Annotated in this window: 23 protein-coding genes and 1 tRNA gene; 12 read left to right on the top strand and 12 right to left on the bottom strand. The window is 67.7% G+C overall.

All coding sequences use genetic code 11. The features are described 5' to 3' along the window. Positions 1–77 precede the first annotated feature (77 nt). The 4 genes from pbpC (at position 78) to LZD57_RS00110 (ending at position 5,409) form a co-directional block, all read left to right on the top strand. Complete coding sequence (pbpC, locus tag LZD57_RS00095; protein WP_233717080.1) at positions 78–2,147, top strand: penicillin-binding protein 1C; 2,070 nt, start codon at positions 78–80, stop codon at positions 2,145–2,147. A 182-nt stretch (positions 2,148–2,329) separates the two neighbouring features. Then, a complete protein-coding gene (locus LZD57_RS00100) occupies positions 2,330–3,814 on the top strand; it encodes a sensor histidine kinase (protein ID WP_233717081.1) in 1,485 nt (494 codons plus the stop codon). Positions 3,815–3,840: 26 nt separating this feature from the next. Further along, positions 3,841–4,257 (top strand): response regulator, encoded by a 417-nt coding sequence (locus LZD57_RS00105; RefSeq protein WP_255699715.1) that lies wholly within the window; start codon positions 3,841–3,843, stop codon positions 4,255–4,257. A gap of 132 nt (positions 4,258–4,389) precedes the next feature. Continuing rightward, positions 4,390–5,409 carry a sensor histidine kinase gene (locus tag LZD57_RS00110; RefSeq protein WP_233717083.1) on the top strand — a complete coding sequence of 340 codons (1,020 nt, stop codon included), beginning with the start codon at positions 4,390–4,392 and terminating at the stop codon, positions 5,407–5,409. 72 nt (positions 5,410–5,481) lie between these two features. Here the strand turns inward: LZD57_RS00110 and gcvA are convergent, their stop codons facing one another. After that, the gene (gcvA, locus tag LZD57_RS00115) at positions 5,482–6,399 is read right to left on the bottom strand and encodes a transcriptional regulator GcvA (RefSeq protein WP_233717084.1); all 918 of its coding nucleotides are present in this window, start codon (positions 6,397–6,399) and stop codon (positions 5,482–5,484) included. A 123-nt stretch (positions 6,400–6,522) separates the two neighbouring features. On the opposite strand from gcvA, the gene LZD57_RS00120 reads away from it, so the two are divergent. The 3 genes from LZD57_RS00120 (at position 6,523) to LZD57_RS00130 (ending at position 8,392) form a co-directional block, all read left to right on the top strand. After that, positions 6,523–6,714 carry a hypothetical protein gene (locus LZD57_RS00120; protein WP_233717085.1) on the top strand — a complete coding sequence of 64 codons (192 nt, stop codon included), beginning with the start codon at positions 6,523–6,525 and terminating at the stop codon, positions 6,712–6,714. Between the two features lie 292 nt (positions 6,715–7,006). Further along, positions 7,007–7,945 (top strand): TerC family protein, encoded by a 939-nt coding sequence (locus LZD57_RS00125; protein ID WP_255699716.1) that lies wholly within the window; start codon positions 7,007–7,009, stop codon positions 7,943–7,945. A gap of 87 nt (positions 7,946–8,032) precedes the next feature. Continuing rightward, positions 8,033–8,392 (top strand): excalibur calcium-binding domain-containing protein, encoded by a 360-nt coding sequence (locus tag LZD57_RS00130; RefSeq protein WP_233717087.1) that lies wholly within the window; start codon positions 8,033–8,035, stop codon positions 8,390–8,392. A 26-nt stretch (positions 8,393–8,418) separates the two neighbouring features. Here LZD57_RS00130 and LZD57_RS00135 read toward each other — a convergent pair whose 3' ends face one another. Continuing rightward, positions 8,419–9,165, bottom strand: a complete 747-nt coding sequence (locus tag LZD57_RS00135) for a DUF3750 domain-containing protein (protein WP_233717088.1) — start codon at positions 9,163–9,165, stop codon at positions 8,419–8,421. A 96-nt stretch (positions 9,166–9,261) separates the two neighbouring features. Here LZD57_RS00135 and LZD57_RS00140 point away from each other — a divergent pair, with 96 nt between their 5' ends. Further along, on the top strand, positions 9,262–10,269 hold the full coding sequence (locus LZD57_RS00140; protein ID WP_233717089.1) for an asparaginase: 1,008 nt from the start codon (positions 9,262–9,264) through the stop codon (positions 10,267–10,269). Positions 10,270–10,950: 681 nt separating this feature from the next. On the opposite strand, the gene LZD57_RS00145 is transcribed toward LZD57_RS00140, so the two are convergent. Then, a complete protein-coding gene (locus LZD57_RS00145) occupies positions 10,951–11,778 on the bottom strand; it encodes an NYN domain-containing protein (RefSeq protein ID WP_233717090.1) in 828 nt (275 codons plus the stop codon). A gap of 261 nt (positions 11,779–12,039) precedes the next feature. Between LZD57_RS00145 and LZD57_RS00150 the strand changes: the two genes are divergently transcribed. From LZD57_RS00150 to LZD57_RS00165, 4 genes are all read left to right on the top strand, one after another. Next, positions 12,040–12,729: a TetR/AcrR family transcriptional regulator gene (locus tag LZD57_RS00150; RefSeq protein WP_233717091.1), complete on the top strand. Its 690-nt coding sequence runs from the start codon at positions 12,040–12,042 to the stop codon at positions 12,727–12,729. 29 nt (positions 12,730–12,758) lie between these two features. Beyond that, positions 12,759–13,778, top strand: a complete 1,020-nt coding sequence (gene ilvC, locus LZD57_RS00155) for a ketol-acid reductoisomerase (protein ID WP_233717092.1) — start codon at positions 12,759–12,761, stop codon at positions 13,776–13,778. 258 nt (positions 13,779–14,036) lie between these two features. Beyond that, positions 14,037–14,489 carry a PilZ domain-containing protein gene (locus LZD57_RS00160; protein ID WP_233717093.1) on the top strand — a complete coding sequence of 151 codons (453 nt, stop codon included), beginning with the start codon at positions 14,037–14,039 and terminating at the stop codon, positions 14,487–14,489. A 215-nt stretch (positions 14,490–14,704) separates the two neighbouring features. After that, positions 14,705–14,780: transfer RNA gene (locus tag LZD57_RS00165), tRNA-Lys, on the top strand. A 107-nt stretch (positions 14,781–14,887) separates the two neighbouring features. Here the strand turns inward: LZD57_RS00165 and LZD57_RS00170 are convergent. From LZD57_RS00170 to LZD57_RS00210, 9 genes are all read right to left on the bottom strand, one after another. After that, positions 14,888–15,148: a hypothetical protein gene (locus LZD57_RS00170; protein ID WP_233717094.1), complete on the bottom strand. Its 261-nt coding sequence runs from the start codon at positions 15,146–15,148 to the stop codon at positions 14,888–14,890. After that, entirely contained in the window at positions 15,145–15,315 is a 171-nt protein-coding gene (locus LZD57_RS00175; RefSeq protein ID WP_233717095.1) for a hypothetical protein, read from the bottom strand. Before LZD57_RS00175 ends, LZD57_RS00170 begins: the two co-directional genes overlap by 4 nt. Next, positions 15,315–16,523 (bottom strand): site-specific integrase, encoded by a 1,209-nt coding sequence (locus LZD57_RS00180; RefSeq protein ID WP_233717096.1) that lies wholly within the window; start codon positions 16,521–16,523, stop codon positions 15,315–15,317. The genes LZD57_RS00175 and LZD57_RS00180 overlap by 1 nt, the downstream gene beginning before the upstream one ends. Positions 16,524–16,587: 64 nt before the next feature. Continuing rightward, entirely contained in the window at positions 16,588–16,992 is a 405-nt protein-coding gene (locus tag LZD57_RS00185) for a helix-turn-helix domain-containing protein (RefSeq protein WP_233717097.1), read from the bottom strand. Then, on the bottom strand, positions 16,989–17,198 hold the full coding sequence (locus tag LZD57_RS00190) for a hypothetical protein (RefSeq protein ID WP_233717098.1): 210 nt from the start codon (positions 17,196–17,198) through the stop codon (positions 16,989–16,991). The genes LZD57_RS00185 and LZD57_RS00190 overlap by 4 nt, the downstream gene beginning before the upstream one ends. Continuing rightward, positions 17,195–17,335 (bottom strand): hypothetical protein, encoded by a 141-nt coding sequence (locus tag LZD57_RS00195; protein ID WP_233717099.1) that lies wholly within the window; start codon positions 17,333–17,335, stop codon positions 17,195–17,197. The genes LZD57_RS00190 and LZD57_RS00195 overlap by 4 nt, the downstream gene beginning before the upstream one ends. After that, positions 17,335–17,667 carry a hypothetical protein gene (locus tag LZD57_RS00200; protein ID WP_233717100.1) on the bottom strand — a complete coding sequence of 111 codons (333 nt, stop codon included), beginning with the start codon at positions 17,665–17,667 and terminating at the stop codon, positions 17,335–17,337. The genes LZD57_RS00195 and LZD57_RS00200 overlap by 1 nt, the downstream gene beginning before the upstream one ends. Continuing rightward, positions 17,664–18,056, bottom strand: coding sequence for a hypothetical protein (locus LZD57_RS00205; RefSeq protein ID WP_233717101.1), 393 nt, complete (start codon positions 18,054–18,056; stop codon positions 17,664–17,666). The genes LZD57_RS00200 and LZD57_RS00205 overlap by 4 nt, the downstream gene beginning before the upstream one ends. Next, positions 18,053–18,346 (bottom strand): hypothetical protein, encoded by a 294-nt coding sequence (locus LZD57_RS00210; RefSeq protein ID WP_233717102.1) that lies wholly within the window; start codon positions 18,344–18,346, stop codon positions 18,053–18,055. Before LZD57_RS00210 ends, LZD57_RS00205 begins: the two co-directional genes overlap by 4 nt. Between the last annotated feature and the right edge of the window lie 107 nt (positions 18,347–18,453).

The following is an 18,453-nucleotide window of genomic DNA, read 5'->3' on the forward strand; positions in this document are numbered from 1 at the left end:
CAATGGCGTTCGAGCGGTGACGCCGACGCGGATATGTCCGGTTCTCGACGGCCCTCTCGCCGGCCGGATCGTCTGACATGTCCGCCCTGCGCCGCACGGCCCAGGCCGGTCTCGTCGGCCTGCTCCTCCTTCTCGTCGCCGGCCTGTGGTCCTACTCCGCCTTCGAACGGGCGGTGTCCCGCCGCGTCGCGGCGATCGCGGCGCCGGCGGTGGGCGTCGAGGTGGTCGGCCGCGAGGGCATGCTGCTCCGGGCGTTTCCCGTCCATGACGGCCGCTGGCGGCTCGCCGCCTCCGGCGGCGACGTCGATCCGCGCTTTTTGAAGATGCTGCTCGCCTGGGAAGACCGCCGCTTCCTCGACCACGGCGGCATCGACCCGCTGGCGCTGCTGCGTGCCGTCTGGCAGTCGGCCCGCCACGGCCGCATCGTCTCCGGCGGCTCGACGCTGACCATGCAGGTGGCGCGGATGCTGGAGAATCTGCCGACCGGCAGCTTTTCGGCCAAGTTCGAGCAGATGCTGACGGCGATCGCCTTGGAACGGCGTTACGACAAGGCGGAGATCCTGTCGCTCTACTTTCGGCTGGCGCCCTATGGCGGCAACGTCGAGGGCATCCGCGCGGCCTCGCTGTCGCTGTTCGGAAAGGAGCCGAGGCGGCTGACCGCGGCCGAAGCCGCGCTTCTCGTCGCTTTGCCGCAATCGCCCGAGCGCTACCGGCCGGATCGCTTTTCCGAACGCGCAAGACTTGCGCGCGACCGCGTGTTGGCGCGCATGGCCGAACTCGGCATTCTCAGCGAGCGGGAAGCCGGCAGGGCCGAGCGCGAGCCGGTCCCGTCCGTCCGGCGCGACATGCCGGTGCTGGCGGCGCATCTCGCCGATCGGCTGCACGCCGAAACTCCGGAGCGCAGCCCGATCAATCTGACGATCGACGAGCGGCTGCAGGAACGGCTGGAAGCCTATGCACGGGACAAGGCCCGCGGCCTGAAGAGCCCGGTGTCGCTGGCTCTCGTCGTTGCCGACCATGCGACGGGGGAAATCCTCGCCGAGGTCGGCTCGCCCGACTATTTCGATCGCTCCCGCCAGGGCTTCGTCGATCTGACGCAGGCGCTGCGCTCGCCGGGCTCGACCCTGAAACCGCTGATCTACGGCCTTGCCTTTGAGCGCGGGGTGGCGCATCCCGAAAGCCTCGTCGACGATTCTCCCGGCGGGTTTTCCGGCTATACGCCGCAGAATTTCGACCACGAGTTCGAGGGCGTCATCACCGCCCGGCGGGCACTGCAGCTGTCGCGCAACCTGCCGGCGGTGGAGCTCCTGTCGGCCGTCGGCCCGAGCCGGCTCGTCCAGCGCATCCGGCGCACTGGCGCGACGCCCGAACTCGGCGACCGGTCGTTGCCGGGGCTCGCCATCGGCCTCGGCGGGCTCGGCTTGACGCTGGAGGATCTGGTCCGGCTCTATGCCGGCATCGCCAATGGCGGCGTTTCGGTGCCGCTGCATGTCCAGGCGGGCGCGGAGCCGGGCCGGCAGAGACGCATCCTCTCCGAACAGGCGGCTTGGTACGTCACCTCGATCATCGCCGGCGCCACCTCCACCACCAAGGGCTCGCCGGGCGAGATCGCGCACAAGACCGGCACGTCCTACGGTTATCGCGATGCCTGGACCATCGGCTACGACGGCCGACACGTCGTCGGCGTCTGGCTCGGTCGGCCCGACGGGGCGCCGGTGCCGGGGCTCGTCGGCCAGGACTCCGCCGTGCCGGTGATGCACGACGTCTTCGCGCGGATCGGCCCGGCGACGCGGCTCGCCGGGCCGCCGCCCGGCATTCTCGCCTCGGCCGGTGCCGGCCTGCCGCCGCCCCTGAAGCGCGTCGGCCGGGCGGCCGAGCGCCGCCAGGCGGGGCTGAAGCCGGAAATCGTCTATCCGCCGGCGGGAAGCCGCATCGAACTCGGCGACGGTGCGGGAAGCGCCACACCGCTCTATCTCAAGGTCCGCAACGGTCGCCCGCCCTTCACCTGGTATGTCGACGGCCTGCCGGTGGATCGGGGCCAGCTCCTGCGCCAGTCGGCCTTCCGGCCGAAGGAGCCGGGCTTTCTGGCGATCTCGGTGGTCGATGCCACGGGCGCCGCGGCGAGCGCCGAGGTCTTCGTGAAGTAGATGGCGGCGACCGTCCCGGCGTTTCCGGCCACAACCCCGTCTCTCGGGCTTGAGTGACGGCATGGACTTGGATAGGTAGCGTCTCACGCCATGTTCGTCTCCTTTGAAAACGTAGACTCAAGCGACCGTTCCCGCGCCGTTTCGGCGGGAACGCGCCACCGAATGGGCCAGCCGACCCGATGATGACACGTCAACGGCGCGCCAATCGCGTCATATTCCTCGCCGTCGCCGCCGGGTTCGTCATGCTCGCCGTGGCCGCGGTCGCCGTCGTCTGGAGCTTCATGCGAAGCCAGGACTACAGCGACCTGGTCTCGCATACGATCGAGGTCGAGGCGGCCGTCGGCGATCTCAACCGCTTGAACGAGCGGGTCGAGGTGGCGCGGCGCGGCTACCTCCTCGAAGGCGATCCGCGGTTTCTCCAGACTTTCGAGAGGACCGCCGCGGAGATCCCGTTGCAGATCGAGCGCATCGCCGGTCTGACCGCCGACAATCGCAGTCAGGTCGAGCGGCTGATCCGGTTTCGCAACGTGACGCAGCAATATCTGACGCTGGTGCGCAATTCCATCGCCGACAAGCAGGCCGGCGGAACCGGCATCAGCGGCGCCAGTCTACTGGACGAGGAAGACATTGCCGTCGTTCAGGAACTGCGCGACATTTCCGACGCGATGGCCATCGAGGAGCGCCGGCTTCTGGTGGTGCGCGAAGCCGCGGCCAGTCGCAGCGTCTATCTGTCGACGGTCGTCGCGATCGCTGCGGCAATCCTTCTGGTCGTCGTCGCCGCCGGAACCATCTGGGCGACCCGGCGCACGCTCCGCGCCCTCACCACGACGGGCGTCCAGCTCCAGGATCTAAACGACGATCTGGAGTCCGCCGTCGCCGAGCGCACGAGTGAACTGCAGCGCGCCAACGCCGAGATCCAGCGTTTCGCCTACATCGTCTCCCACGATCTGCGATCGCCGCTCGTCAATGTCATGGGATTCACCGCCGAGCTGGACGCGGCGATCAAGCCGCTGAACGCATTGATCGACAAGGTCGAGGAAGTGGCGCCGGAAATCGTCTCGGACGAGACGAAGTACGCCGTGCGCGAGGACTTGCCGGAGGCGATCGGCTTCATCCGCACCTCCACGGAGAAGATGGACCGGTTGATCAACGCCATCCTGCGGCTGTCGCGGGAAGGGCGGCGGGTGCTGGCGCCGGAGGCGGTCGACATGAACGCCCTGGTCTCCGGCATCGTCGACAGTCTTCAGCATCGCGTCGACGAGCTCGGCGTGACGGTCGAGACCGAGCCGGTGCCGACCGTGGTGAGCGACCGGCTGGCGGTCGAGCAGATCGTCTCCAATCTCGTCGAAAACGCCATCAAATACCTCAAACGCGACCGGCCGGGCCGCATCACCATCCGGGGCAAGAAGGCCAACGGCCGTGTCCTGGTCGAGGTCGAGGACAACGGCCGTGGCATCGATCCGAAGGATCACGAGCGGATTTTCGATCTCTTCCGCCGGTCCGGGAGCCAGGATCAGCCGGGCGAGGGGATCGGGCTTGCCCATGTGCGGGCCTTGGCATACCGATTGGGTGGAACGATTACTTGCGAGTCCGTGCTCGATCAGGGCGCCATCTTCCGGCTTTCCCTGCCGACGGCACTCGCACCGCAACAGGGGTCGAACACGTGAGCTCACATCAGACCGTCAACATCGTCATGATCGAGGATGACGAGGGCCATGCCCGACTGATCGAGAAGAACATTCGCCGCGCGGGCGTCAACAACCCGATCCGCCACTTCCTCGAAGGCACGGCGGCGCTGCACTACCTCTTCGACGCGCCGGATGGGCCTGCCAGGAACGGGCCCGCCCTGGTGCTGCTCGACCTCAACCTTCCGGATATGAGCGGCATCGACATCCTGCAAAGGATGAAGGCGTCGGACAGCCCTTTGAAGCGCACGCCCGTCGTCGTTTTGACGACCACCGACGACAAGGTGGAGATCGAGCGCTGCTACGATCTCGGCGCAAACGTCTACATCACCAAGCCGGTGAACTACGAGACCTTCGCCCAGGCGATCCGTCAACTCGGCCTGTTCCTGTCGGTGATCCAGGTGCCGGAGCCCGAGGTGGATTGAGGCGCGGGGCTTTGATTTATCTGCAACAGTCTGATTTATAACACCATTCCTCGAGGCGCGCCGCTGGCGGGCCAATCGCTGACGACATCGGTCGAGCCACTCGGGGGCTCCGCTGGGGGAAAATCGGGCAAGATGCCGCGTGTTCTCTACATCGACGACGACGAAGGCCTTCGGCTGCTGACGAGCCGCAGGCTTTCGCGCCGCGGCTTCGAAGTGGAGACGGCCGCCGATGCCGACAGTGGTGTCGCCCGGCTTTGCGAAGGCGGCTTCGATCTCGTCGCGATCGATCACTACATGCCCGGCAAGACGGGGCTCGATGCCCTGGCGATGATCGGGGCGCTGCCGTCGCCTCCGCCGGTCGTCTACGTCACCGGCTCCGAGGAGACGAGCGTCGCGGTCGCGGCGCTGAAGGCGGGCGCCACGGACTACGTGGTGAAGACCGTCGGCGAGGACTTCTTCGATCTTCTCGCCTCGAGCTTTCGCCAGTCGCTCGAACGCCAGGCGCTGGTGGCTGCGAAGGACGAGGCGGAGCAGGCGCTGCGGGCCTCGAACGAACGCCTGGCGGCGATGGTGAAGGAGGCGAACCACCGGGTCGCCAACAGCCTGCAGATCCTGTCGGCCTTCGTCAACATCCAGGCTTCCGCGGTCGGCAGCGAGGAGGCGAAGTCCGCCCTCAGGGACACCCAGCAGCGCATCGCCGCGATCGCCCAGGTGCATCGCCGGCTGTACAATTCCGACGACATCGCCACCATCGACATGGCCGAGTATCTGCTGCCGCTCGCTGAGGAACTCCAGGCCACCTGGTCGACCCCGTCTTCGCCCCGCAAGGTGAGCTTTCTGGCGGAGTCCGTGCGGTTGAAGACGGACCGGGCGATTTCCGTCGGCATCATCGTCACCGAACTCGTCGGCAATGCCTGCAAATACGCCTATCGCCCGGACGAGGCCGGCGAGGTGCGCATCCGGCTCCTGCACGAGGCGTCGAACTTCCGGCTGTCCGTCGAGGACGACGGGCCGGGCGTCGACCTCAGCGCCAAGCCGCAGGGAACCGGCGTCGGAACCCGTCTGATCCGGGCGATGGCCCAGAGTCTCGGCGCCGATCTCGACTACGGGCAGGGGCCCGGTGCGCGGATCTGCGTCACCGCGGCTCTCTGACGCCGCCGGCCGATCGACCTCGCCGGACGGCAGGTCTCCCGGGCGCGCTACGGCGGGAAGCTGCGCGCGGCGTCATTGCGCGGCATCAGCATCCGGTTCCCCGCCCGACTGCAACTCTTCCAGAAACCAGTCGCGAAACGCCCTGATCTTCGGGACGTTTCGGCGCGCGGTCGGATAGGTCAGGAAGTAGTACTGTCCGGGCTCGGAGATGGCCGGGAACGGCTGGACGAGCAGGCCCGCCGCGATCTCTTCGCGGTAGAAGGCCGGGGTGAGGATCGCCACGCCGTAGCCGCCGATCGCCGCTCTCGCTTCGAGGTGCTGGTCGCCCATGCGCGCGTCGGGATGACCGCGCGGTTCGAAGCCGGCAACGCCCATCGCGTCGAACCACAGCTTCCACCACCGATCGCCCGGATCGATCAGAAGGACGCGCAACAGATCGGCCGGGTCGTCGATCGGCCCCGAGCGCCCGATCAGCTTCGGACTGTACATCGGCGAAAAATCCACCGGAAACAGCGGATGAACATCGAGGCCGGGCCAGTCTCCCCGGCCGCTGCGAATGGCGACGTCGACGTCGTCGCGGGAGAAATTCGCGACGTCCCGGGTCGCCTTCGTGCGCACGGCGATGTCGGGATGCTTCATCTGGAACCGGCCGATGCGCGGTGCCAGCCAATGGGCGGCGAAGGTCGGCAGGACGCTGATCGACAGAACGCCGCCTGCGTCGGCTCGCGCGGCGGAAAATGCGGCGGCGAGCTGATCGAGCGCCTCGCTCGTCGCCGGGGCCAGCAGCCGCCCCGGAGCCGTCAGTTCGACCGCGCGGGTGCGCCGCAGAAACAGCGGCGCGCCGAGGCGCTCCTCCAGGAGCTTGATCTGGTAGCTCACCGCCGCCTGGGTCATGCCGAGCTCGTCCGCCGCCTTCGTGAAGCTGAGATGGCGGGCAGCCGCCTCGAACACCCGGATGGCCGCGAGTGGGGGCAGGTCGCGATGGCGCATGCATAAGTTCTCCTTATGCATGCTGCCCGAAGTTTCGTTGGTCCGCAAGCCGTCGCCGCACCAGAATGGCTCCATCGCAACAGAAAGTTGGCGCCGCTGCCCGTGGCGCGGATCGGATCCTTCATGACCAGGCTTGCAAGGGCCGGGCGCAGGATGCTGCGCGCCCTCGCCAGACCAATCGCGGCATTCTCGATGCGCCGTCGAAAGCGGATCGTCATCACCGAAGAGACGGCGCCAGAGAGTCTTCTCCGGGACATCGGCCTCCTCGACGGTCGTGGCCGCCGCGGCGGCACCGGCAGTCGCGACCGCTTTTGAGCGGCCATCCGGCGTGCGACCGATCGGAGCTTGCGGCAACGCCCCGCCTCGTCGGCTCTCGCGATGACGTTGCCATCACGTCTTCGCCAGCGCGCGCCATACGGGTTTCCGCGCGCTTGAACGGCCGCCGGCCTGCCACCACCTCGCCTCCGAGTCCTGATCCGGGCCCCTCTGGCGAGAGCTGCCGGCGCTCTTGCGATGTCGGATCTTCATTCGGCATTGCGGCCGGCGGGAGATTTCGTCCGTGGACATCGCCTTTCTCGCGGCGCCGTGGCTCGGCACGCCGCTCTGGATGTGGCTGGGCTTCTTTACCCTCGTCCTCCTGCTTCTCGCTTTCGACCTCGGCGTTCTTCACAAGGAGAACCACGAGATCGGGGTGGCCGAGAGCCTGAAGCTGTCGGCCCTCTACGTCACCCTCGGCCTCCTCTTCGGCGTCGGCGTCTGGTGGCTGAAGGGCCCGGAGCCCGCCATCGACTACGTCACCGGCTTCGTCGTCGAGAAGGCGCTGGCGATGGACAACGTCTTCGTCATCGCGACGATCTTCGCCTTCTTCGCCGTCCCGCGACTCTACCAGCACCGGGTGCTGTTCTGGGGCATCCTCGGCGTCATCGTCCTTCGGGCGATCATGATCGGCTTCGGCGCGGCGCTGGTGAACCAGTTCTCCTGGGTTCTCTATGTCTTCGCGGCCTTCCTGATCGTCACCGGCGTCAAGATGCTCGTCGTCGGCGACAAGGAGCGCCCGCTCGGCGAGAACCCGCTGGTGAAGTTCCTGCGCCGGCATCTCAACGTCACCGACGAGCATCACGGCGAGCGCTTCTTCGTCCAAAAGCCCGACCCGAAGACCGGCAGGATGACCCGCTACGTCACGCCGCTGTTCATGGCGCTCGTGATGATCGAGATCGCCGACGTGATCTTCGCGGTCGATTCCGTGCCGGCGATCTTCGCCATCACCACCGACCCCTTCATCGTCTACACCTCGAACATCTTCGCCATCCTCGGCCTCAGGGCGCTCTATTTCGCCCTCGCGGCGATGGTCCACCGCTTCCAATATCTGAAGGTGGCTCTCTCCTTCGTGCTGATCTTCATCGGCGCCAAGGTTTTCGCCGCCGACCTCCTCGGCATCGACAAGATCCCGCCGGCGATCTCCCTCGGCGCGACCTTCGCGATCCTTGGCGCGGGCGTCGCCTGGAGCCTGTGGAAGACGCGCGGCCGAAAAGCCGAGGCCGGCTGAGAAAGCCCGGGAGAGGTCGCGACGGGCGGTCTCTCCAAAAAGTAGAAATGACTCGACTCATGTACAACCAAAGGTAATATGGTTCGCATGACCGATCATCGATCCACCCCCACGCAGACCCACGGCTCCGACCTGCCGTGGCGGGGCCGACCGGCTCTCGCTTTGGCAGTCTGCCTACTCCTCGGCGCGCCGTGGCCGACCACCGCCTGGGCTGCCGGCGATCCGCCCGGCGCCCAAAGCGGGGCAGGGCAGATCCCGTCCCCTCTCGGCGAACTCCTCCTCGCCCAACGCCGGACCTGCAAGTCGGTGTCGAGCTGCGAAGAGGCGGTGCGCCTGTGGTGCGGCGGATATTCCCGCGCCGACGGCGACAATGACGGCATCCCGTGCGAGAACGTCTGCCACTCCAAGCGGGAGGTGGACGCGATTCGGGCGCAAATCGGCTGTTAGGCGCGCCGGCGGCCGCTTTGTGCCGCTCACGCCTCGATCAGCGCGAACGTCCCGAAGGCCGGCACCTTGATGCCGAGACGTCTGAAATCCAGCCCAGCGACGAGGCCGAGGAAATTGATCTCGAAGCCGCTCTTCCAGCCGGCGGACAGCCCGGCATAACCGAACAGCGACAGATGCAGATCCCGCCCGTCGGGATCGAGAAAGGCGAGGCGCCCGCCCGTCGGGTAGTCGCGGCCGACCGAGACCGGCGGCAGTGAGACGTCGATCTCCGGCACCTGCCGCATGACATGGGCGACGAAGGAGTTCGAATTCGGGCCGGGAAAGATGTGATAGCCGCCGCGCATGGCGAAGGGATAGCTCTCGATCGCCGCCCGCACTTTCGGGATCAGCGTCGCGGCCCGCTCGCCCGCTGCCGCGAAGACGACGCGCGGCTCGTTGGAGTACCAGCGGCCGTCGGCAGGATAGCCGTTGTGACGGACGGGCATGCCCCAGCCGACCTTGTCCCAGCGCTCGTACTGCGCCCCACCCTCTTCCTTGACGACGATCCAGCTGTGCTCGGACACCGCGCCCTTCAGGCCGCCGGTGCGGGCCGAGAGGATGTAGACGCGCGCCTCCGGCACCGTGGCCGCCGGCGGCAGCAGCGCGGAGGAGGACCAGTCGGCGGTTCGCCACGAGGTCGCATGGTCGCCGAAATACCAGATCGCGGCCGACGCCGCGGCCGGCAGGACGAAGACGACGAGGAAGCCGAGAAGCATCAGTTTCAGTGTCCGCATCTTTCCTCGTCAAGACGATCGCTCGAAGCGCTCGCAGGTCGGCCCGGTCGCGCTAGTTCTGCCGCTTGTCATCAACCCGGCAGGCAGGTCGAAATTATGGAAAACCCCGTCCTCGTGGAAGTGACCCGCGGCGAACTCGTCGAAAGCATGCATCGCGGCGCCTTCGCGCTGGTCGACGGCGACGGCAGGCTGGTCGCCGGGGCCGGCGATGTCGATCGTCCGGTCTTTCCCCGTTCGGCGGTGAAGCTCCTGCAGGCGATCCCGCTGGTCGAGACCGGCGCGGCAGCCCGCTTCGGCCTGTCCGAAAAGGACCTCTCGCTCGCCTGCGCCTCCCATTCCGGGGAGCCGGAGCACGTGCGCCGCGCCGCCGCGATGCTCGACAAGGCGGGGCTCGACGAGACCGCCCTCGAATGCGGCAGCCACTGGCCCGGCGAGGCCGAGGTTTCGCGCGACATGGCGCGCCGCGGCGAGACCCCGTGCCAGCTCCACAACAATTGCTCCGGCAAGCATGCCGGCTTCCTGTTGACGGCGGCCCATCGCGGCGAGGAGATCGCCGGCTATGTCGGGCCGAACCATCCGGTCCAGGTCCGGGCCAAGGCGGTGATCGAGGATCTGATCGGCCGCAGCCTCAACGTCGACGTCTGCGGCACCGACGGCTGCTCGATCCCCACCTATGCCGCCCCCTTGCGCGACTTCGCCGTCGCCTTCGCCAGGATCGCCTCGGGAAACGGCCTCGAGCCGCAGCGGGCCGAGGCGGCGCGCTCGCTCGTCGCAGCCTGCATGGCCGAACCGTTCGAAATGTCCGGCACCGGCCGCGCCTGCCTGAAGCTCATGCAGGCCGCTCCCGGCAAGGTCTTCGCCAAGACCGGGGCCGAGGGCGTCTATTGCGGCCTCCTGCCGGAACTCGGCCTCGGCTTCGCGCTCAAGATCGACGACGGCGCGCGGCGGGCGAGCGAGGCGCTGGCGGCGGCGCTGATCGCGCGCGCGATGGGCGACGGCGAGCCCGCGCTGGCGGAGACCTTCGCCGCCATGGCGAACGAGGACCTGACCAACTGGCGCGGCACGCGCACCGGTGCGCTGCGGGCGACACTGCCGAGGAGTTGAGGCCGTCCCTGCCGCTGCAGTCCCGCCGGGGCCTGTGCCGGATGGTAGCGTCGCGGCGGCCGGACCCTCGGCCGCAGGCGCCGCGACGGCCGGTCTTTCGAGCCTGCCGGCGGCCGCTCTTCCAGTCGGCGTGTGGACGTCCGATAGTCAGTCTGTCGGACGGCTACAGTTGCAACGGCTTTTTTCGAGTATGAATGTCGAAGTTGCTTGACCTTTTTCAGAAGGCGCGTAGTCTTCGAACTGTCATGATCGTCGACGAGGGAGGTAGCGATGGAGCCACCCCAGCAGGTCGCCGCCTAGACGCCAGGGCTTGACGAACGGGGCTCTGGCCAGCGGCATCGGACTGTCGGATTTCGGGAGGCGGCCTACGAGCCGCCGGAGCCGTGGAACAGGCTCGACCTTCGCCGCCTCCTGATTTACCTTGATCTGCCGATCCGCGGCAGGTGGATACTTGCAAATACTTTGAGTCGTCCGAAGCGTTTTGCGGGTGGCAATCGCCTTTGGGCTTTGCCGCCATGTCTTCGTTTGTGCGGGTGGTCGTCTTTCGCGGCGTGCTTCCTGTCTCCTCGTCACGCCGCGTGGCGGCGAGCAAAGGAGGCGTGCAAGGGGAGCGGGTGTCGTCCCGCCGGGAGCGGCATCCCGCCGATGGTGACCGGGCGTTGCCTTCGAGTTTCCCCGATATCAGCCGGTCTTTTCCGCGGGCTTCTTCGGCTCCGCCGCCTTCCTGGGCGTTCGCGATCTGCCGCGGCGGGCAGCCGGCTTCTTCGTCGGCTCCTTCGGCGCCTCGCGGATCTCGATGCCGCCGCCTCCGTCCCGCTCGCGCACCTCGAACTCCTCGGTGGCCCGCACCAGGTCGCTCAGCTTCTTGAAGCCGTAGGTTCGCGGATCGAAGTCCGGCGCCAGGTTGAGGATCTGCTTGCCGAAGGTTCCGAGATTGGCCCAGCCGTCCTCGGTATCCATCTGGGCGATGACCCGCAGCATCAGCCGCGTCGCCTCCTCCTGGCCGGCAAGCGGCTCGGCCACCTTGGTGGCGCTCGCCGCATCGGTGCCGCTGCGTTCCGGCAGGAGGTTTTCCGTATAGATGAAGCGGCGGCAGGCCTGACGGAAGCTTTCCGGCGTCTTCTGCTCGCCGAAGCCGAAGACGTCGACCCCCTGTTCGCGGATGCGGGCGGCGAGGCGCGTGAAGTCGCTGTCGGAGGACACCAGACAGAAGCCGTCGAAGCGGCCGGAATGGAGAAGGTCCATCGCGTCGATGACGAGGGTGATGTCGGAGGCGTTCTTGCCGATCGTATAGGCGAACTGCTGCTGCGGGACGATCGCATGGCGTGCGAGGATGTCCACCCAGCCCTTCGAGCGCGGGCTGGAAAAGTCGCCATAGACCCGCCTGACGCTGGCCTCCCCGATCTTGGCGATTTCCTCGAACAGCCCGTCGGCGATCTTCGCGGACGCATTGTCGGCGTCGATCAGCACCGCGAGGCGGCGGGTCGTGTCACTGCGGATGGCGGCCATGCATGTTTCCTCGCTTCTTCCCCCGGCAATCATAGGCCGGCCGCCGTCGATTTCACGCGCCGACGGGACGGCGATCGGCTCGCGGCCGTCCGAGGCGCGCTCGGGTGTTGTCCGTCCGGCTTGCGGCCGTCGGACCGGCGAGGGGGGCTTCCCCGGCCAATCGGCGGCTCCGCCGAAATTTCCGCTGTCAGGGGCGTGGCCGCTTGCAATCGCTCGAACGAGCCGTTAAACGCCGCAGCCGTAACGTACGGTACGGTACTGATGGAACTGGCGACGACGATTTCCGAACGCGCGAAAGCGGCGAGCGAGACAGGCGGGGATCCGACGCCGCGCCAGAAGGCCGTGCTCGACGCCGCGCTGGCGCTGATCGTCGATCCGAAGGCGGCACTGACCATGTCGAGCCTCGCAAGGGCCGCCTCCTGCTCGAAGGAATCGCTCTACAAGTGGTTCGGCGACCGCGACGGGCTTTTGACCGCGACCGTTCAGTGGCAGGCCTCCAAGGTCCGCGGCATGCCGGTGCGGCGCGAGGAACTCGGCCGGCAGACGCTCGAGGCGAGCTTGGAGCGATTCGCCGCCGATTGGCTGACGGTGCTTTCCGGCGAGACCTCGGTCGCGCTCAACCGTCTCGCCATCGGCGAGGCAGCCGGCGGGGGCGGGCGCAATCTCGGCCGGATCGTCCTCGAGAATGGCCCGGTCGCCATGGGCCGGCGGCTGAGGCCGCTGCTCGAACTCGGCCGCGAGGCGGGCCTGCTCGCCTTCGACGATGCCGGCGAGGCGTTCCGCGACTTCTTCGGCCTGGTCGTGCGCGACGTGCAGATCCGGCTGCTTCTCGGCGACAGGATCGACCTGTCGCCATCCGACATCCGCGCCGGCGCGGCTCGCGCCGCGCGACAGTTCCTGGTCCTTTACGGGGCCGGTCACCGGCCCGACGGGCCAGAATCCGCAAGCTGAGACTTCGCAAGCAAAGGGAAGGAATGACCATGCGCGTCTATTACGATCGCGACGCCGATCTCAATCTCATCAAGGGCAAGAAGGTCGCCGTCATCGGCTACGGCAGCCAGGGCCGCGCCCATGCGCTCAATCTGAAGGACTCGGGCGTGCCGGAGATCGCCATCGCGCTGCGCGCCGGCTCCGCCACGGCCAAGAAGGCCGAGGCCGACGGCTTCAAGGTCATGTCCGTCGCCGAAGTCGCCAAATGGGCCGACCTTATGATGATGGCGACGCCGGACGAACTCCAGGCCGACATCTATCGCGACGAGATCGCCCCGAACATCCGCGACGGCGCGGCGATCGCCTTCGCCCACGGCCTCAACGTCCATTTCGGCCTGATCGAGCCGAAGGCCTCCGTCGACGTCCTGATGGTCGCGCCGAAGGGCCCGGGCCACACGGTGCGTTCGGAATATCAGCGCGGCGGCGGCGTTCCCTGCCTCGTGGCCGTCCATCAGGACGCTTCCGGCAACGCCCTCGATCTCGGCCTGTCCTATGCGTCGGGCGTCGGCGGCGGCCGCTCGGGCATCATCGAGACGACCTTCCAGGAAGAGTGCGAGACCGATCTCTTCGGCGAGCAGGTGGTGCTCTGCGGCGGTCTGGTCGAACTCATCCGGGCCGGTTTCGAGACGCTGGTCGAGGCCGGCTACGCGCCGGAGATGGCCTATTTCGAGTGCCTCCACGAGGTCAAGCTGATCGTCGACCTCATCTATGAGGGCGGCATCGCCAACATGAACTACTCGATCTCCAACACCGCCGAATGGGGCGAATACGTCTCCGGCCCGCGCATCATCACCGCCGAGACCAAGGCCGAGATGAAGCGTGTCCTCAACGACATCCAGACCGGCCGGTTCACCTCGGAATGGATGCAGGAGTACCGGTCGGGCGCCGCCCGCTTCAAGGGCATCCGCCGCAAGAACGACAGGCACCAGATTGAAGAGGTCGGCGAGAAGCTGCGCGGCATGATGCCGTGGATCAAGTCCAACGCCCTGGTCGACAAGGCGCGCAACTGACGGCGCAAGCCGCGCTCTCCGCCGATCCGCGGCGCCCTCTCCCTGCGCGTCCTCGCAGCCTGAAGGCGGAGGGCGGGCCGGGAGTGGGTCCAATGCCCTGGTCAATGCGACGGGCGATCATGACGCCCGCAGGCGTGGTTTCCTTCCGCGCGTGCGGGCGTTTTGCCGATTCCGCTCGATTTGGCTTGCCGAACTTCACGGAATGGAAACCGTGGCTGCGACATTATGGCTCCCGTGAAGGTTCCGGAGGGCCCAAGCATGACCGCGACAGTGCCTGAATTCGACGGGGCAGAGCGCCGAAGCGCGCCGCGCATGCGCGTCCTCAAGCGCGCGAAGCTGATCTTCAACGGCGGCTTTTCCACCTTCGACTGCATCGTGCGCAACGTCTCGGCGACCGGTGCGCTGCTGACCATCGACGACAGCGTCCAACTGCCGAAGGAATTCCGGATCCGCATCGGCGACGAACAGGCGATGCGGCCGGCGGAACTGATCTATCGCCGTTCGCTCTTCGCCGGCATCCGGTTTCTCGATCTCGGCGAGCACGGGGGCGGCGCGTTCCCCCTGTCGCGCGAACACCCCCACCCGCACGAAGGCAATGACGCCGCCGGCGGCGAACGGCCGCAAGGCATCCGCCGGCTCGTTCCCGAGCGGCTTCCCGAGGCCGTCACCTGTCGGTTCGCCTGGCACCGCGGCGAACTCCGGCGCGACTGATTCCGGCCTTCCGGGCCGAAAGACGACGCGACGGGTTTTGAACGAGAGCGTCGGGCCCCACGAAGGCGAAAAAATCCGCCGATCTTCGCCTCCGGTGAGTGCCCCTCCGGCCTGGGTCCGGCCAAGACCGCCCCAAATCGCGAAAGGGTGAAAACGAGGGTAGACAGGCCGGGAGACGGCCTTTATACAGCCGCCATCCGCGAAGGCGGCCCGGCGGGTGATTAGCTCAGTTGGTAGAGCAGCTGACTCTTAATCAGCGGGTCGTAGGTTCGATCCCTACATCACCCACCATTCTTTTCAACGGCTTAGGCGGCATAGACCCGGAACATGTGAGGAACGTGTGAGGGCTTTGTGAGGTTTGCGAGCCTCACACGGTCGCCGTAGTTCACACGACGTTCTCAGTCGAAGTCCCTGAGGCCGTAGCCCGACGGCACCGCCTGGACGATCATCCTCATGCGACGGCAGCCGCATTCGCGGCAGAAGATGGCTGGCCGGCTCGGCGTCCAGTCGATGTAGATCTGGTCGGCGCCGTAGATCTCGATCGCACGATCGAGCGTCAGTCCGAGTTCGCGGCCGCACTTGGAGCCGGTGCAGAAGAAGGCCAGCGACATGCGGTGATCGCGAAGATCACCCAGCGTCTCGATGACGGTGCGCGTCATGCCCACTCAGGATCGAGGGCGCGAAAGGCCTCGACGACGTCGGCAAAGCCGTGAGTCAAAAGAACTTCTTCAAGGATCGCCACGGCTTCGGACAGCTTCGCTTCGCGCGGCGTCGCATCCTTGAGTTGGCGCAGCGCTTCGATCGCCTCGGATCGTTTCATGGTCATCACAACGCCTCGTCTTCTTTGCCGGCCTGGTCCCAGCGGGCGACCATCTTGCCGATGGCGCTATCGGACATTTCCGGGTGGATCGCCAGATAATGCTTCATGATCGAATGCACGGTCTCGAAACTGTGACCGGTCACCGAGGCGATCTCGTAGGGCTCGGCGCGGCCGAGGGCCATCCAGGTGACGGCCGTGTCGCGCAGGTCCTGGTCGCGCAGGTCGGCGACGGACGGCAGCACCTTGGCGGCGCTCGCGCGGACCTCGGCGAAGACGTGGCGATACCAGTCCGGCTTGAACGGCTTCCAGGTCGCCTCGTCGAGGATGACGTGCGGGTCGACGATGCCCTTCGCCCGCCGGCGGGCGCTGGCGGCCGTGAGGCGGCGCTCCAGCTCGGGGGCGTCGAGGACCGAGACGATGGCGCCGGTCTTCTGCTGGCGGAAGACGCGGCGGCCGGACATGAGGGCGGAGCGGTGGACGACGAGGGCGAGGCGATCGTTCTGGCGCTGGCCCGTCCAAAGGCCGAGGGTGACGGCGTCGCCGATCTCGGGCCGGCCCATGGCGTCGGCCGCCGCCACCAGCGCCTCGATCTCGGCGCGCTCGGCAAAGCGCACGCGCGGCGCCGGCGTCTGCATGCCGAGGCGCATGGCGGGGTTGGTGGCGAGCTTCACCTTGCCGCGCCTGCGGCCCCAGGAGATCGCCGCGGACAGGGTGCGGATCACGCCGTTGGCCGTGTGCAGGCCGCGGGTCTCCCACAGATCTTCGTACAGGCCGAACAGGATCTGTTCGGACAGGGCCTCGACCGCGGCGTTGTAAAGGTCCTGGTCGTGATCCTCGACGACGCGCATCTTCTGGCGGTAGTCGCGGCGGGTGTTGGCCGAATAGACCTTCTCGACGCGCTTGCCTCTCGCCTCGCCGGCGCCCCATCGGGGCGAGCGCTGCCAGTCGCGGAAGAGATCGGCGAGGCTGTAGGGCATCGGACCGCGCATCTGGCGCTCGCCGGGCTTTGCCGCGGCCGCGGCACCGCCCCGCACCGCGGCGATCTCGGCGGCCTTGGCGAGCGCCCAGTCCAGCGCCTCGCCGGCGCTCATCCAGGCGCCGTCGGCGCGCTTGAGATCGGCGGCCTTGTAACCCAGCTTGCGGATCGGCTCGCCGGGGGTGAAGCGCGGCCTGCCGCCGCGCCACGAGACGTTGGGGATCTTCGGATCTGCCATGGTCCTGCCTTCTCTGCCTGCCGTCAGCGTCGCCTAGACAGGCGGTTTCGGCAAGTCGGGCTGCTCACTCGGCCGCTTCGAGAGCGCCGCCCTCGATCGGCCTGGGATGCTCCAGCGCCTCACAGAGCTTGGCGGCGACGGTGACGACATGGGCGCGGTGAACCGGCGGCAGCCCGCCGATGCGGTGGGCGATCTGGATGACGGGAACCGGCAGGACGACGAAAGTGGTGGCCTGCGCAGCTCCCGCCTCCGGCAGAAGGTCGGTCGGCTGACATTTCAGGGCGGCGGCCAGCTCGACCAGGCGGCAGGCGCTGATGCGGTTGAGGCCCTTTTCGTATTTCTGCACCTGCTGGAAGGTGATGCCGAGTGCTTCGGCCAGCGTCTCCTGGCTGATGCCGACACCGATGCGGCGGGCGCGGATCTTGGCGGCGATTGCGGCGGTCGTGTCGTTGGTGGACTTGGCGTTCATGACTGATGGTCCTCGGTTGCGTTGATGGCGGTGCCGGGCCAGCCGGGGTTGAAGGCGGTTTCTTCGCGGACGTTGAGGGCGCTCGCGATGATCGCTGCCCAATCATGCGAGACGGCAAAGCAGATGCCGACGGGCGGGGCCTCGCCGACCTGCATGGTGACGGCCGGGGCCTTGTCCGGCTTGGTGGCTTCGAAGCGACGGCTCATTGCGAGATCCCCCGATAGGAGACGAAGGTTTCCTGGTGGATGCGGGCGAGCCGCGCGTCCTCGGCGCGGCCCGCCATGACGGCGGCGACGAGGACGACGACGGCCGCCGGCAGGGCGACGAGGCAGGCGGTGCGCATCAGCCCCGCCCCCCGTAGCGCGCGGCAAGGGCGGCGCGTTGTTGGGCGACGATCGACAGGGGCCGGATCTCGGCCGTGCCGGCGTCAGCGTCGTCGTCTTTCGGTCCTTCGCCGCTGGCGACCAGCATCCAGCGGCGGATGGCGGCGCGGCTCCAGAACCAGCCGAAGGGCCGGAGCCGGCGGGGGAAGCCGTATTTGCGGCTCCACTCGGCGGCGTCGCGCCGCACCAGGGCCTCGTCGATGCCGAGGGTTTCGGCGATCTCGGCCGCGTCGACGACGTCGGCCGAGAAGTGGTTGGCGGGGGCCAGCCCGCGTTCGAGGGCGGCGGTCATGCGGTGCCTCCCTCGGTCGCGCGGATGGTTTCGGCCGCGATCGCGGAGCGACCGTCGCCGCTGCCGAGATCCATCTCCGCGACATCGCCGATCGCCTGAAACATGATCTCCGAAAAGCGCGGATCGACCGTATCGACGATCGAGCGCAACATCGAACCGATGGTCGTTCCGAAGGCCTCGGCCGCCGGCGCGTTGACCATCCCGTCGTTGCGCAGGCGGCAGAGCTCTATGGTGGCGACGAAGCCGATCTCCGAAAGTCGCTTCTGCAAGGCAATGTAAGGCAAAGCCTCGGGCTGGGCCTTGGATCGAGCCTCGGCAAAGGCCGTATCGGCAGACCTGCGGATCTGCCGCTCCACCGCCTCAAGGTCAAAATGGACGGGCGCGGTCATCGGCCGCCCCCGGTCTTCTTGCGCCGGTCCTGCTGCCAGCCGGCGATCTTTCGGCCGAGGTCGGTGGCGACGAGGCGCGGGTGGCCGGGGGTGGTCCTGATCTCGGCGGCGCCGGCGGTGCGCAAGGCGAGGCCGGTGCCGAGGCTGATCGCCGGCTGGCCCGGCGCCGTGAAGCCGCGCCGCGACCGCGTGTAGGTGGCGGCGCAGAGCCGCCCGAGCGCGTCGCGCTGCGCCCGGCTCAGGAGATTCGTGGGCGCGGCCGTGCCGCACGCCACATCGCGATTGTCCATGATGGTCTCCGCTTCGGCAGGATTGCCGAGGAGGAGAAAGTTGCGCAACTTGCAACTTTTGTCAACGACGCCGAGTGCGTCAGGTTGGTTTGCCTGACGTAGCAGGT

Origin of the sequence: Jiella avicenniae, assembly GCF_021390325.1 — a bacterium.
In the GTDB taxonomy this organism is placed as follows: Bacteria; Pseudomonadota; Alphaproteobacteria; order Rhizobiales; family Rhizobiaceae; genus Jiella; species Jiella avicenniae.